This window comes from Nocardia sp. NPDC051981, from assembly GCF_040680715.1.
In the GTDB taxonomy this organism is placed as follows: Bacteria; Actinomycetota; Actinomycetes; order Mycobacteriales; family Mycobacteriaceae; genus Nocardia.
Window position 1 is genome coordinate 16972 of sequence record NZ_JBFAXK010000010.1, and the last position, 13896, is coordinate 30867.

The 13896-nt window shown below is 68.0% G+C and carries 13 protein-coding genes; 9 read left to right on the forward strand and 4 right to left on the reverse strand.

Annotated elements, in window-relative coordinates:
* Positions 1-32: 32 nt before the first annotated feature.
* Both AB0L60_RS19020 and AB0L60_RS19025 read right to left on the reverse strand, forming a co-directional pair.
* Complete coding sequence (locus AB0L60_RS19020; protein ID WP_364615329.1) at positions 33-665, reverse strand: TMEM175 family protein; 633 nt, start codon at positions 663-665, stop codon at positions 33-35.
* A 7-nt stretch (positions 666-672) separates the two neighbouring features.
* Positions 673-966: a hypothetical protein gene (locus tag AB0L60_RS19025; RefSeq protein WP_364615332.1), complete on the reverse strand. Its 294-nt coding sequence runs from the start codon at positions 964-966 to the stop codon at positions 673-675.
* A gap of 162 nt (positions 967-1128) precedes the next feature.
* On the opposite strand from AB0L60_RS19025, the gene AB0L60_RS19030 reads away from it, so the two are divergent.
* The 9 genes from AB0L60_RS19030 (at position 1129) to AB0L60_RS19070 (ending at position 11726) form a co-directional block, all read left to right on the forward strand.
* Entirely contained in the window at positions 1129-2118 is a 990-nt protein-coding gene (locus AB0L60_RS19030) for a zinc-binding dehydrogenase (protein ID WP_364615335.1), read from the forward strand.
* 80 nt (positions 2119-2198) lie between these two features.
* A complete protein-coding gene (locus AB0L60_RS19035) occupies positions 2199-2930 on the forward strand; it encodes a hypothetical protein (protein ID WP_364615338.1) in 732 nt (243 codons plus the stop codon).
* Between the two features lie 122 nt (positions 2931-3052).
* A complete protein-coding gene (locus AB0L60_RS19040; RefSeq protein ID WP_364615341.1) occupies positions 3053-4429 on the forward strand; it encodes an MFS transporter in 1377 nt (458 codons plus the stop codon).
* Positions 4419-4838 carry a MarR family transcriptional regulator gene (locus AB0L60_RS19045; protein WP_354838014.1) on the forward strand — a complete coding sequence of 140 codons (420 nt, stop codon included), beginning with the start codon at positions 4419-4421 and terminating at the stop codon, positions 4836-4838. Before AB0L60_RS19040 ends, AB0L60_RS19045 begins: the two co-directional genes overlap by 11 nt.
* A 37-nt stretch (positions 4839-4875) precedes the next feature.
* Positions 4876-5667 (forward strand): N-acetylmuramoyl-L-alanine amidase, encoded by a 792-nt coding sequence (locus AB0L60_RS19050; RefSeq protein WP_364615345.1) that lies wholly within the window; start codon positions 4876-4878, stop codon positions 5665-5667.
* 214 nt (positions 5668-5881) lie between these two features.
* Positions 5882-7747: an amino acid transporter gene (locus AB0L60_RS19055; protein WP_364615951.1), complete on the forward strand. Its 1866-nt coding sequence runs from the start codon at positions 5882-5884 to the stop codon at positions 7745-7747.
* A gap of 174 nt (positions 7748-7921) precedes the next feature.
* On the forward strand, positions 7922-8827 hold the full coding sequence (locus AB0L60_RS19060) for a metal-dependent hydrolase (RefSeq protein WP_364615348.1): 906 nt from the start codon (positions 7922-7924) through the stop codon (positions 8825-8827).
* Positions 8824-9933: a PDR/VanB family oxidoreductase gene (locus AB0L60_RS19065; protein ID WP_364615351.1), complete on the forward strand. Its 1110-nt coding sequence runs from the start codon at positions 8824-8826 to the stop codon at positions 9931-9933. The genes AB0L60_RS19060 and AB0L60_RS19065 overlap by 4 nt, the downstream gene beginning before the upstream one ends.
* Positions 9934-9956: 23 nt before the next feature.
* Positions 9957-11726, forward strand: a complete 1770-nt coding sequence (locus tag AB0L60_RS19070; protein ID WP_364615954.1) for an SDR family oxidoreductase — start codon at positions 9957-9959, stop codon at positions 11724-11726.
* Positions 11727-12166: 440 nt separating this feature from the next.
* On the opposite strand, the gene AB0L60_RS19075 is transcribed toward AB0L60_RS19070, so the two are convergent.
* Positions 12167-12652 (reverse strand): hypothetical protein, encoded by a 486-nt coding sequence (locus AB0L60_RS19075; protein ID WP_364615354.1) that lies wholly within the window; start codon positions 12650-12652, stop codon positions 12167-12169.
* A 63-nt stretch (positions 12653-12715) separates the two neighbouring features.
* A complete protein-coding gene (locus AB0L60_RS19080; RefSeq protein ID WP_364615357.1) occupies positions 12716-13762 on the reverse strand; it encodes a TerC/Alx family metal homeostasis membrane protein in 1047 nt (348 codons plus the stop codon).
* Positions 13763-13896: the final 134 nt, after the last annotated feature.

Below are 13896 nucleotides of genomic sequence, written 5' to 3' on the forward strand. Positions count from 1 at the left end.
CGATCACGAGTCCTGTTGAGCGGGACGGCGGTTCAGATGCGGGCGAAGACCTGCGGGCGCGTACTCAGGTATCCGTAGCCCAGCACCGCCACCAGATACAGCAGCAACGCCGCCGCGGGCAGCACCAGTCCGATCGCCGCGATCAGGTCGAAGCCCACGAAGCCGATCACCGCCTGCATACTCTCCCGCCGCGCGTAGTCCGCATCGTAGCCCGGCTCGAACAGATCCGGGTTGCGGCGCAGGGCAATCCACATCACGAACCAGGCCGCCGCCTGCACCGCACCCAGCACGCCGTAGAATGCGGTCGCCACCTTGGCATTCCAGCCCCCGTCCTCCAGATGATGGGCCAGCACGGTTGTCGGAAACGGCAGGAACGCCACCGCCAGGAGCAACAGCAGATTGCCGCAGTGCAGCAGTCCGTCCATTCGCCGGACCCGGCCGAAGAAGCGGTGATGGCACAGCCAGATCACACCGATGGTGAGAAACGATCCGGCATAGGCGAGGTAGCTCGGCCACAGCCCGGTCAGCTCATGCCACAGCGAGCCGTCATCGGTCTCCGGAATGCGAATCTCGAGCACGAGCAGGGTGATCGCGATGGCCATGACGCCATCGCTGAAGGCTTCCACGCGGGTGGTGTCGGAAAGCCGCGATTCGGGGTACTGCATGCGGTCATTATCGAGTGCGCGTGCCAGGTTCGATGTCCTCGAGTTCCTGTTCGCGTATGCGCGCACCGGCGATGAGGGAGCCGAGCGCGAACCCGAAAATCGGTACGGCGACGATCGGCGACCACGAATTCACCTGCGGCCCTGCGGGTCGCAGCAGCGTCACCACCCGGATCGCTGCCAGCGTCACCCCGCTCAGCCCGCCGAACATGAACAGCGACAAGGGCAGCCGGAACCGCGCCGGAACGATGCGATAACTCGGCGCCGCCGCGATCACCACCGCTCGATTCTCGCATGCGCTCATCCCGGCTCCGGGACATGACGCAGCCCCGGTTTCGGTATGCCCGTGAATCGCCCACGGTTCGCCCAGAGCGGAATCGCGGCCCGCCCTCTTGACCTCAACATAAGTAGAGGTTCGATGCTGGAGTCATCGACACCCCGTCGAAAGCGAAAGGGAGGCAACGAGATGCGTGTAGTGCAGGCCGAGGAGTTCGGTGGACCCGAGGTGCTGACCGTGCGGCAGGTCGCGGATCCGGTCGCCGGTCCGGGCGAAGTGGTGGTGCGGGTCGCGGCCGCCGACGTCATGTTCCTGGACACGACACTGCGCAGCGGGTGGGCGCGCAATTTCTTCCCCGTCGAGCCCCCGTTCGTCCCCGGCGGCGCGGTCACGGGCACGGTCGAATCGGTCGGGCCCGACGTCGACCCCGCGTGGGTCGGCAAGCGGGTCGCCACCCCGACGGCGGCCAGCGGCATCGGTGGCGGCCTGCCCGTCGGCGGTTATGCCGAACGGGCCCTGGCCAAGGTCGGCACCCTGGCCGTCATCCCCGACGAGCTGAGCTTCGAGCAGGCCGCCGCGCTCGTGCACGACGGACGCACCGTGCTCGCGGTCGCCGACCGGGCCGCGATCCAACCGGGTCAGTGGGTGCTGATCACCGCCGCCGCGGGCGGTCTGGGCACCCTGCTCATCCAGCTGGCGCGCGCGGCCGGCGCGCAGGTCATCGCCGCCGCGCGCGGGGAGGCGAAACTCGCTCTGGCGCAACGGCTCGGCGCACACGAGGTGGTCGACTACTCGAAACCCGGCTGGGCCGAGCGGGTCCGGGAACGGACCGGCGGCGTGCAGGTGGTCCTCGACGGCGCGGGCGGCGACATCGGCCGCGCGGCCCTGGCCGCGACCGCTCCCGGCGGGTTGCTCATCGCCTACGGCAACTCGGCCGGTGGCTTCGCCGCGGTCGATGCGGAATCCGCTGCCGCCCAGGGCATCACCATCGTCTCCCTGTTCGAGATCGCGACCCCCGAGACCGACTGGCTCACCCTCCACGACCGCGCCCAGGCCGAGGTCGCCGCCGGTCGCCTCGAGGTCGTCATCGGCCAGACCTTCCCCCTCGATCAGGCCGCCGCCGCACACACCGCCATCGGCTCCCGCGCCGCCGTCGGCCGGACCATCCTCACGGTCTGAGAGTCATCGGCGTGTCGTGAACCTTCGCCCGGCCTCGGAGAGCAAGGTGGCATCGGGCGGAACACGACGCGGAGGTGGTGATGGGTACCAGAGCCGGTGCGGTCGCGGCCGTGGTGGCGGGGGTCTGGATGGCCGTGGCGGGCGCCGCGTGCGCACAACCGGGCTTCGAACCGGACATCCCGCAGCCCGTTCACATCCCGCCGCGCACCGCGCTCTCGGTGCGCACGCTGGTGCCAGGCGCGGGCTGGGGCACCGACAACGAGACCCAGGAGCGCGCGGCCCTGTCCATCGCCAAGCTGTTCCTGGCGGATTTCGCTCTGCGGCACGGCGACGGCTCGGCCGAGGATCGCGAACTGGGCGAGCGCATGGTCTGCAAGTCCGATGACGCGGCCGCCGACCGGATCGCGGCGAAATATCCGTACGCCATCGACGCGGTCGCCCAGGAGTACGGCCTGCGCGCCACCCACGGCGGCGGCGGGTGGGAACTGTCGACCACCAGCGTCGCCGACGTGGCCGACTTCCTGGCCGCGAAAATCCGCGACGAACCCGACAGCCTGATCCTGGCCTGGATGGAACAGCCCAGCGAGCGGGCGGCCGACGGCACCCGTCAGGACTGGGGCACCGCGCGACTGCCGCAGGTGTACGGAACCAAGTGGGGCTGGTCCGATGTCGGCGCTCCGGAAGTGGCATCGGTGTCCTTCGGCCCCGGATTCACCGTCGCCGCTCACACCTACGGCACCGCCGAGCAGCAGACCGAGGATGTGCTCGGCGCGTGGTCGGCGCTGACGAACCCGGTGACTCCCAGACACTGACAATCCGCGTTGTGCCGGCGGTGTCACCGTGCGGGCTCGGCTGGTCCGCCAATGCCTCGTGTGATCCGTGCCATCGGCGCGACCCCTTGCGCTCGGAATAGTTGTGTCTTCACAATCGTTGTGTGCTTACAACTGTCGACGAGCTGAGCTCGCGCCGGAAGACGATCATCCTGATCACCTGCTGTTTGAGCTTGCTGATCTCGTCCATGGACGCGACCATCGTGAATGTCGCCATCCCCGCCATCCGCGACGACCTGGGCGCGCCGCTGTCGCGGCTGCAGTGGATCGTCGACGTGTACACGCTCACCCTCGCTAGCCTGCTCATGCTCTCCGGCGCGGCCGCCGACCGCTTCGGGCGCAAGCGGGTGTTCCGCATCGGACTGCTCGCCTTCGCGCTCGGCTCGCTGCTGTGCAGCGTCGCGCCGACCATCGAGGTCCTGATCGGCGCGCGGTTCGTGCAGGCCGTCGGTGGTTCCATGCTGAATCCCGTTGCCATGTCGATCATTACGACCACCTTCACCGGCCGGATCGAGCGGGCACGGGCGGTCGGCGTGTGGGGTGCGGTGGTCGGCATCTCGACGGCGCTGGGGCCCATGGTCGGCGGCGTGCTCATCGACAGCCTGGGCTGGCAGTCCGTGTTCTGGATCAACCTGCCGATCGTGGCGGTCGCGCTGGCGCTCACCACCGCCTATGTGCCGGAATCGAAGTCGGCCAGGCCGCGCGGCATGGATCCGATCGGGCAGGCGCTGGCGATCGTGGTCCTGTTCACCCTCGTGTACGGCCTGATCGAGCGCGAACCGGCGGTCTTCGTGGTGTCCGCCGTGGCGCTGGCCGGATTCGTCTGGCACGAGGCGCGCCACCCGTCGCCGTTCATCGATCTGCGCTTCTTCCGCAGCTTCCCGTTCTCCTCGGCCACCGTCATCGCGGTCTGCTCGTTCGCCGCGCTGGGCGCGTTCCTGTTCGATATGTCGCTGTATCTGCAAGGGACCCGGCACTTCTCGGCCGTGCACACCGGTCTGCTGTACCTGCCGATGGCGCTGGGCATGCTGTTCTTCTCGCCGCTGTCGGGGCGGCTGGTGGGCCGCTACGGCACCCGCCCGTCGCTGCTGGCCTCCGGCATCCTGATGGCGGTGGCAGCGATCGGCCTCACCCTGCTGCACCCGGACACCCCGATCTGGCAGCTGGTCATCACCTTCGCGCTGTTCGGCATCGGCTTCGGCATGGTGAACGCGCCCATCACCACCACCGCGGTGAGCGGCATGCCGCTCGATCGCGCGGGCGCGGCGGCCGCGGTCGCCTCCACCAGCCGCCAGGTCGGTGTGAGTCTCGGTGTGGCACTGTGTGGTGCGCTCACGGGCGCGGGATTGTGGTGGACCATCGCCGGTTTCGCCGCCGCGGTCACCGCACTGGGCGTGGCCGCCAATACCGACTGGGCGTACCGTTCGCGAGATCGCGTCGCCCCCCTGCTCGAACAGAAGGTCCTCGCTCATGCCGGATGACACGCCCACGACCGACGAGGTCTGGCGGCAGCTCACCCACCTGGTGATGGACACCCGCGACACCTGGAAGCGCGCGGTGGTGGAGCGAACCGGCATGCCGTTCAGCCGGATTCGCATCCTGCGCCGGCTGCTGCCCGGCCCGCTCACCGCCAAGGAGCTGGCGCGGGCGGCCACCATGGACGCCCCCGCCACCACGGTCGTGGTCAATGATCTCGAAGAGCGCGGCCTGGTGATCCGCGAGATCGACCCGACCAATCGGCGCTGCAAGCTCATCTCGCTCACCCGCGCGGGCCAGGAGGTGGTGGCCGAGGCCCTCGCCACGCCGGACCCGGCGCCCGCAGAATTGGCCGCCCTGACCCCGGCCGACCTGCGCACACTCCACGGACTCCTGCGCAAACTCGAACACTGACCAACCCGTTCGTGATTCAACCGTTATCGTTTGTCCCGTGCGACACCGAACCTGGAAGTCCCTCGCGGCCCTCTGCGGCGTCCTGCTGATCGCGGGCACCGGCCAGAGCCTCGCCGCCGCACCGGTTTCGGGGTCGCTCGCGCGCCCGGTGCCGGAAGCTCCTGTCCGCCCGCTGTTTCCGATCGCCGGCCAGACCGTGGTCCTCGATCCCGGCCACAACGGCGGCGGCGCGGCCCACACCGACGAGATCAATGCCCAGGTGCCCGACGGCCGCGGCGGCATGAAGCCCTGCAACACCACCGGCACCAGCGGTGACGACGGCTACACCGAGCACGAATTCAATTGGGATGTGGCCCAGCGCGTCCGCGACCTGCTCAGCGCCCGCGGCTACCAGGTGATCATGAGCCGCGACAGCGACACCGGCGTCGGCCCGTGCGTCAACGACCGCGGCACCCTCGGCAATCGGGTCGGCGCGGCGGCCGTGGTCTCCATCCACGCCGACGGCGCGCCCGCGGGCGCCCACGGCTTCCACGTCGCCTACTCCTCGCCCGCGCTGAACGACGCCCAGTCCGGGCCGTCGGTGCAGCTGGCCACCACCCTGCGCGACACCATGGTCGGCGCGGGCTTCACCACCTCCACCTACGTCGGCTCGGACGGGCTGAACCCGCGGGCCGATCTGGCCGGGCTGAATTTCTCCGAGCGCCCGACCGCCCTCGTCGAGTGCGGGAACATGCGAGATCCCGGCGACGCCGCGATCATCGAATCACCGGATGGCCGCGCGCGATTCGCGCAGGCCATCGCCACCGCCATCGCGGCCTATCTGGGCTAGCACACCGGACTGAACGGCTCATGGCGCGGGCACTGTCCGCGCCCGATTTGCCGTGAGTACATTCGTCACGTCATTTACGGAATATTTCGGGAAACCGGACGACCAGGGTTCCGGGGAGGACTCCTTGACCACGACCGACGCACAGCCGCGCTCGCGCTTCGCGAACTGGCTATTGGAAGACGCGGGGGAGCAGTACTCGCAGATTCCGGGCCCGATGGCCAAGAAGGCTCCCAAGGAGCATCAGCATTCCTGGTGGAAGGTGATGTGCCTCACCGGTGTCGACTACTTCTCGACACTGGGTTATCAGCCCGGCATCGCGGCGCTCGCCGCGGGTGTGCTGTCGCCGTTGGCGACCATTGTGCTGGTTGCTCTCACCCTGCTCGGCGCGCTGCCGGTCTACCGCCGGGTGGCCCGGGAGAGCCACGACGGCGGCGGCTCGATCGCCATGTTCGCCAAGTTCATGCCGAGCTGGTGGGGCAAGGTCTCCATTCTGGTGCTGCTGGGCTTCGCGGCCACCGACTTCACCATCACCATGACGCTCTCGGCCGCCGACGGTGCGGCGCACATCGTCGAGAACCCGTACGTGCCGTCGTTCCTGCAGAACCAGAACATGACCATCACGCTGGTCCTGCTGGCGCTGCTGGCGGCGGTGTTCCTGAAGGGGTTCAGTGAGGCCATCGGCATCGCGGTCGGGCTGGTGGGCGCGTACTTGGCGCTGAATCTGGTTGTCGCCGTGGTCGGCATCACGAAGGTGCTGCAGGCTCCGCACCTGGTGACCGACTGGTCGCATCTGCTGACGGCCAAGCACGGCAATATCTTCGCCATGATCGGCGTGGCGCTGCTGGTCTTCCCGAAGCTGGCGCTGGGTCTGTCCGGATTCGAGACCGGTGTCGCGGTCATGCCGCAGATCAAGGGCAATCCGGCCGACTCCAAGGAATACCCCCGCACCCGCATCAACGGCACCCGCAAGCTGCTGACCACCGCCGCGGTCATCATGAGCGCGTTCCTCATCGTCACCAGCTTCATCACGACCATCCTCATTCCGGAGAAGGAATTTGAGGAGGGTGGGCAGGCCAACGGCCGCGCGCTGGCCTACCTGGCGCACGAGTACCTGGGCAACGCGTTCGGCACCGTCTACGACGTCAGCACCATTGCCATCCTGTGGTTCGCGGGCGCCTCGGCCATGGCGGGTCTGCTCAATCTGGTGCCGCGCTACCTGCCGCGCTTCGGCATGGCCCCGGAGTGGGCGCGTCAGATCCGGCCGCTGACCCTGGTTTTCGCGCTCGTGTCCTTCGGCATCACCTGGTACTTCGACGCCAGCGTGGACGCGCAGGGCGCGGCCTACGCGACCGGTGTCCTGGTGCTCATCACCTCCGCGGCCGTGGCCGTGACAATTTCGGCCTGGCGCAAGAAGCAGCACACGCGTGTGCTGGGCTTCGGCCTGGTGTCGCTGATCTTCGTGTACACCACCATCGACAACATCATCGAGAAGCCGGCCGGTCTGCATCTGGCCATCCTTTTCGTGGTGGCGATCATGGTGGTGTCGTTCGCCTCTCGTGTTCGCCGGGCCTTCGAGCTGCGGGCCGTCGAGGTGATCTTCGACGAGAAGGCCTGCCAGATGATCGACCAGTTGGCCGAGCGCGGCGAGATCCGCATCGTCACCCACGACATCACCGATGGGCGCTCGCCCGAGGAGTACGCGGAGAAGGAAGCCGACCAGCGTCGCGAGAGTCACATTCCCGAGACGGAGCCGATCCTCTTCCTCGAGGTCATAGTCAAGGACCCCTCGGAGTTCAGCACCGAACTGCACGTGACCGAGGTCGACGTCGAGGACTACCACATCCTCACCGTCGAGGCCGCGGCCGTGCCGAACTGCATCGCCTCCATCCTGATCGCGATCCGCGACCGCACGGGCGAGTGCCCGCACGTGTACTTCGAGTGGACCGAGGGCAATCCGCTGACGAACCTGATGCGCTTCATGTTCTTCGGTGAGGGCGAGGTCGCCCCCGTAACCCGCGAGATCCTCCGCCGCGCCATCCCGCGCCGCTCCCAGCGTCCCCACGTCCACGTCGACAGCTAGCTCCGCACGAGGGAGCTCTCATCGCGGGGATTCGGACGAATTTCCGCAGTGAGAGCTCCCTTGTTGTTTCGTACAGGGGAGGGCTCGCAAGTTTAGGTGTAACTCAGGGTTTCATGCATGCGTAGAATATTGCTACGCTCACGCAGCAAACGCGAGACGAGACCAGGAGTACCGATGAAGCTACTTCCGAAGCTGGGCCGCCGACCGGTGACCGAACCCGGAGAGGTAGCCCTGCACGCCCGGAATGTGCAGTTCGATTGGTCCCGGACCGAACCGGTCTGGATGAAGCAGGAACCGATCGCCTCTCACGTCCTCAATGCCCTGAGCATGCTGCTGCCCGAGGGCGAGCGCATGTTCCTGGTGACCTTCGGCGAAGCCCTCGAACTGGTCAAGGACGAGAAGCTGCGCGAGGCCATGATCGGCTTCATCGGGCAGGAGTCCATGCACGCCGAGAGTCACAACGGGGCGCTCGAGGAGGTGCTGTCCGCGCACGGGATCGATATCGAACCCTACGTGCGGCAGACGGAATTCCTGTTCCGCAAGACCCTGGGCCCGAAGGCGGCGGCCAGTGAGGCGGCGCGGCAGCAGCAACTGGTCGAGCGTCTCGGTGTCATCGCCGCGCTGGAGCACTTCTTCGCCTTCCTCGGCGACTGGATCATCAACGCCGACCTCGAACAGTTCGACACCGATCCGCAGATGCTGGACCTGTTCCGCTGGCACGGGGCCGAAGAGGTCGAGCACCGCATGGTCGCCCACGACGTGGCCGAGTACTTCGAGATCGGCTACCTGCGCCGCGGTGCGCTCATGTTGCTGGTGTTCCCGATCTTCATCGCACTCATCCTGCGCGGCACCAAGTTCCTGGTGCACGCCGATCCGTCGCTGCCCGACCACCGCTACCCGATATTGATCGGGCGGATCTTCGCGGGCATGTGGCGGGGGTCGATTCCGGGGATTCCGTCACTGCTGATCAGCGCGCTGTCCACCTTCAAGCCCGGCTACACCCCGGAGACCGTCGGCTCGACCGCGCAGGCCGTGGCCTACCTGGCGCAGTCCCCGGCCGCCCGGGCGCTGGCCTCGTGAGCGCGGTTCGTCCCGTCCCGGTCACGCCGCCGCAGGATCTGTTCGGTAAGGGTCGTGCCGATCGCACCACGCGGGTGCTGGATTTCATCGCCGAGAGCCGTTTGCGCTGGACCACGCTCGTGAACCGGCGTGAGCCGGACGTCCGGGTGGACGACTGGCGGATTCCGCTGGTTGTGGTGCAGCGCCGGGTGGAGGCGCACGACACCGATGTGATCAGCCTGCTGATGACCGCGCCGGACGGAGGCAAGCTGCCGGAGTGGCGGCCGGGCGCGCACCTGGATCTGGAATTGCCCTCGGGGAAGGTGCGGCAGTACTCGCTGTGCGGCGACCCGGCCGACCGGCACGCGTATCGCGTTGCGGTGCGGCGTATTCCGGACGGCAACGGCGGTTCGCTCGAGGTGCACGAGGGGCTGGCGGTCGGTACCCCGGTCACCGTGCGGGGGCCGCGCAATGCCTTCCCGTTCGTGCTGCCCGGGTACGGATCCTCTGCTGCACGAGTGCATTTCGTGGCGGGCGGCATCGGCATCACGCCGATCCTGCCGATGATCCGGATGGCCGATCGGCTGGGCGTGGAGTGGAGCATGGTGTACGCCGGGCGGTCCCGCGACACCATTCCGTTCCTGTCGGAGGTGGAGTCGTTCGGCTCGCGGGTGACCGTGCGCACCGATGACGAGCACGGCATTCCGACGGCCGCGGAGCTGCTGCCGGGCGTGGGTCCCGACACCTCCGTCTACTGCTGCGGGCCGGTCGTGATGACCCAGCTCATCGCCGACGCCGTGCGCGAAATGCCTGGCGTGGAACTGTATTCCGAGCGTTTCTCGCCGCCGCCCGTGGTGAACGGCACCGCCTTCCAGGTGGAGCTGGCCCGCACCGGCGAGGTCCTCGACGTGCCCGCCGACAGGTCGGTGCTCGAGGAAGTGCTGAAGGCCCGTCCGGAATCGTCGTATTCGTGCCGGCAGGGCTTCTGCCGCACCTGCGTGGTGCGGGTGCGCTCCGGCGAGGTCGACCATCGCGACACCGTGCTCACCGATGCCGAGCGCGCGGCCGGCGACATGCTCATCTGTGTATCCCGTTGCGGCGGGGACCGTTTGGTGCTGGACATCTAGCGCCGTCTCTCAACGAGGAGGAGATCGTGACCGATCAACCCACCGTCATCCCCGCCGCCGAACGCCTGGTGCGCAGCGGTGAATTCGACATCGCCGTCTACGAATACGGTGAACCCTCCGCAGAAACCATTGTGCTGGTGCATGGCTGGCCCGACGACAACCATCTGTGGGACCGCGTTGTGCCGCTGCTGGCCGACCGCTTCCACGTGGTCACCTACGACACCCGCGGGCACGGTCGCTCCACCCGCACCGACCGCACCGAGGACTACCGGCTCGAGCACTTCGCGGCCGACTTCTTCGCCGTCGCCGACGCGGTGAGTCCCGATGCGCCCGTGCACATCCTGGCTCACGACTGGGGTTCGGTGGAGATGTGGGAAGCCGTCTGCGAGCCGCAGGCCGCCGGGCGGGTCGCCTCGTTCACCTCGGTGTCCGGGCCCAACCTGGACCATCTGGGCGCGTGGGTGCGGTCGAGCCTGTCGCGCGGCAAGGTGTGGGGGCCGTTCACGCAGCTGCTGTCGTCGATGTACACCGGGCTGTTCATGACCCCGGGTGTGCCGCGGGTGGTGCTCAAGCCGCTGGGCACCGAGAAGATCTGGTCGCGCTTCGTCGGGCTGATGAACGAGACCTCGCCCGAGAACATCAAGCTCGGGCCGGAATTCCGGCGCGATTTCTTCGACGGCATGCGCATCTACCGCGCCAATATCCTGCAGCGCCTGGGCGATCCACGCGAGCGCCGCACCGAGGTGCCGGTGCAGCTGATCATCGCGCGCCGCGATGTCGCGGTACGGCCCGCCGGCTACGACGACACCAAGGACTGGGCGCCCAACCTGTACCGGCGCGAGGTCGGCGGCGGGCACTGGCTGCCATTCTCGCACCCGGAACTGCTGGCCACCTCCACCGTTGAGCTCATCGACTCGCTGCGCACCGGGGAAACGCCGCGCACTTTGCGTCGTGCCGAAGTCGGTGAGGGGCAGCGGCCGTTCGAGCACCAGCTGCTGGTGATCACCGGCGGCGGCAGCGGCATCGGACGCGAGACGGCGCTCGCCTTCGCCCGCAAGGGCGCGGAAGTCGTGCTCTCCGATATCAACCTGGACTCGGCCAAGGAGACCGCGGAACTCATTGCGCGCGAAGGCGGTACGGCGCACGCCTACCAGCTGGACGTGTCCTCGGAGGCGGCTGTCGCCGAGCACGCGGCGGCGGTCATCGCCGCCCACGGTGTGCCGGACATCCTGATCAACAATGCCGGTGTCGGCGCGGCGGGCGACTTCTTCGAAACCCCCGCGGCCGAATTCGACCGCGTGCTGAACATCAACCTGCACGGTGTCATCAACGGCTGCCGCGCCTTCGGCAAGGCCATGGCCGACCGCGGCCTCGGCGGCCACATCGTCAACCTCTCCTCCATGGCCGCCTACACCCCCCAGCGCGGTTTCGCCGCCTACTCCACCTCGAAGTCCGCGGTCTTCATGTTCTCCGACTGCCTGCGCGCCGAACTGGCCGGACAGGGCATCGGCGTCCACACCATCTGCCCCGGCATCGTTCACACCAATATCGTTGCCACCACCCGCTTCTCGGGTGTCTCCGCCGAAGAGGAGGCCGCCAAGCAGCAGCGCTACGACAAGCTCTACGCCGCCCGCCGCTACGGCCCGGAGAAGGTCGCCGCTCAGATCGTCAAGGCCGTCGAACAGGGCCGCGACATCGTCCCGGTCACCCCCGAGGCCTGGCTCCAGTACCGCTTCAACCGCTTCGCCCCGGCCGTCGCCCGCTTCTTCGCGGCGCGGGTGAAGCTGACCTAGCGAGTACCCACGACGACGGGGGCTCACACCGAGGATGGGTCCCCCCCAGAAGATGGGACTGTCGTGCGGATTCTCCCCGAGTAACTTTCGGCTATGACGGTCTGTCAGAGCGGCCGTGAGCAGGGGAGGCCTCCGACCATGATTTTCGGAATCATCTGTGGCGTCATCTTTGTCGCCCTGATCGTCGCGGCGAGCGTCAACATCCGGAAGGCTCCCGTTCGTCCCACCCGAAGTCGCCGCACGAGTTGGGGACATGGCTCGGTCGGGAGCGCGGGGAGCGGCACCTCGACCGGTGGCGGATGGGCCGATGGGGGCGGTGGCCACGGTCATGGGTGCGGAGGCGGGCACAGTGGTTGCGGTGGTGGCAGTGGTTGTGGTGGCGGGGGTTGCGGCGGAGGAGGTTGCGGTGGCGGCGGCGGAGGTTGCGGCGGCGGCGGTGGTTAGCCCGCTCCCAGCGCCGCCTCGATGGAGTGGACCCGCTCCGATGGGATGCCCCACGGATGGTCCACTCCCACAACGGTATCCAGGTCCCACAGCACGCATTTCTCGCCCGGTCGCGCCACGAACGACCAGGCGACCACTGTGCGCCCCAACTGCTCCGCCATCGGGTCGCCCGAACCCGTGCCCTCGCCATCGGGGAAGTGATGCAGAAACCGGCCATACGCGCTGTCGCACAACCGCGCATACCGCTTCGTGCACAGGATGAGCCCGTGCCAAGCCTCATCCACCGCATGTGAGGGCATGCCGATCACCCGATCGTCACGCATCGCCGCTCCACAACAGCGCAACCATTGCCGCAGCCCGGTTTCCACCAGCTCGCGCGGCTGCCACGGACAGGTCTTGAACACCGCCTCCGGAAGTTCCAGCGCATCCACGGCGCGATTGACCTGCTCGAGCCGAGGCGGCCGGGAACGGTGCAGCAGCATGATTTCACGCTACGTCGATACCGGCGTGGTTCGCGAGCGATATTCGCCTGTCCCCGCCGCGGCTCACTGCACGTCGACCGCGGACTCCTCAGCGTGTCCCTTGTCGCCGCGGGTGGAGCGGAGGCTGGTGAAGGTGACCGTCGCGAGCACCACCACGATCACCAGTAGCGAGGCGGCCGTGGGGATCTGGGGTACACCGCTCCAGATGCCGTGCGCCCAGTGCAAGACCAGCTTCACGCCGATGAAGGCGAGGATGGCGGCCAGGCCGTAGGCCAGGTGCACCAGGCGGGAGAGCGCGGCGTGCAGGACGAAATACAGTGCGCGCAAACCGAGTAGCGCGAAGGCGTTGGTGGCGAACACCAGGAACGGGTCGCCGGTGACGCCATACACCGCGGGCACCGAGTCGACGGCGAAGACGACATCGGTGGCCATGACCGCGCCGACCACCAGCGCCAGCGGGGTGAGGGCACGGCGGAACTTACCGGGCTGGGCGGGATCCGCCTCGCGGACCACCATCCTGGTGCCGCGGTAGTCGTCGGTGACCGGCCAGATGCGGCGCAGCAGGCGCACCGACTTCATGGTGGCGACATCGAGTTCCTGCTCATGCCCGCCGGCCGCGTCGGCCAGCAGCTTCACCGCGGTCACCAGCAGGATCATGCCGAACAGCAGGAACGCCCAGTCCAGGGTGGCCAGGGCGGCCGCACCGAGCGCGATGAAGATGCCGCGCAGTACCAGCGCGCCCGCGATGCCGTACAGCAGCACCCGCTGCGCCAGCGCCGCCGGGACCGCGAAGGCGGACAGCAGCAGCATGAAGATGAACAGGTTGTCCACCGACAGCGACTTCTCCAGCAGGTAGCCGGTGAAGAACTCCACAGACGGGGTGCTGCCGTTGTTGAACCACAGGAACACGCCGAAGGCGATGGGCAAGGCGATGTAGAAGACGGTCCAGGCGACGGCCTCGCGCATGGACACCTCGTGCGGGCGGCGGGTGAGCGCGAAATCGAGGATCAGCAGTGCCAGCACCGCGGCGATCGTCCCGCCCCACAGCCAGGGCGTCCCGACGCTGTTGATGGTGGCGGAACTCGCGAGAACGGACAGGGTAGGACTCATGGGACCTCCTCGGGCAGGGTAAACCAGCCGAGGTCTCCTTCACCTGCGTCGTCGAATGCCACAGTCGCAGGCAACCATCCGGGGGACGCGTCGGCGCGGCCCGTACTGACCGGAGTGATTCTTGGGAAGTACTC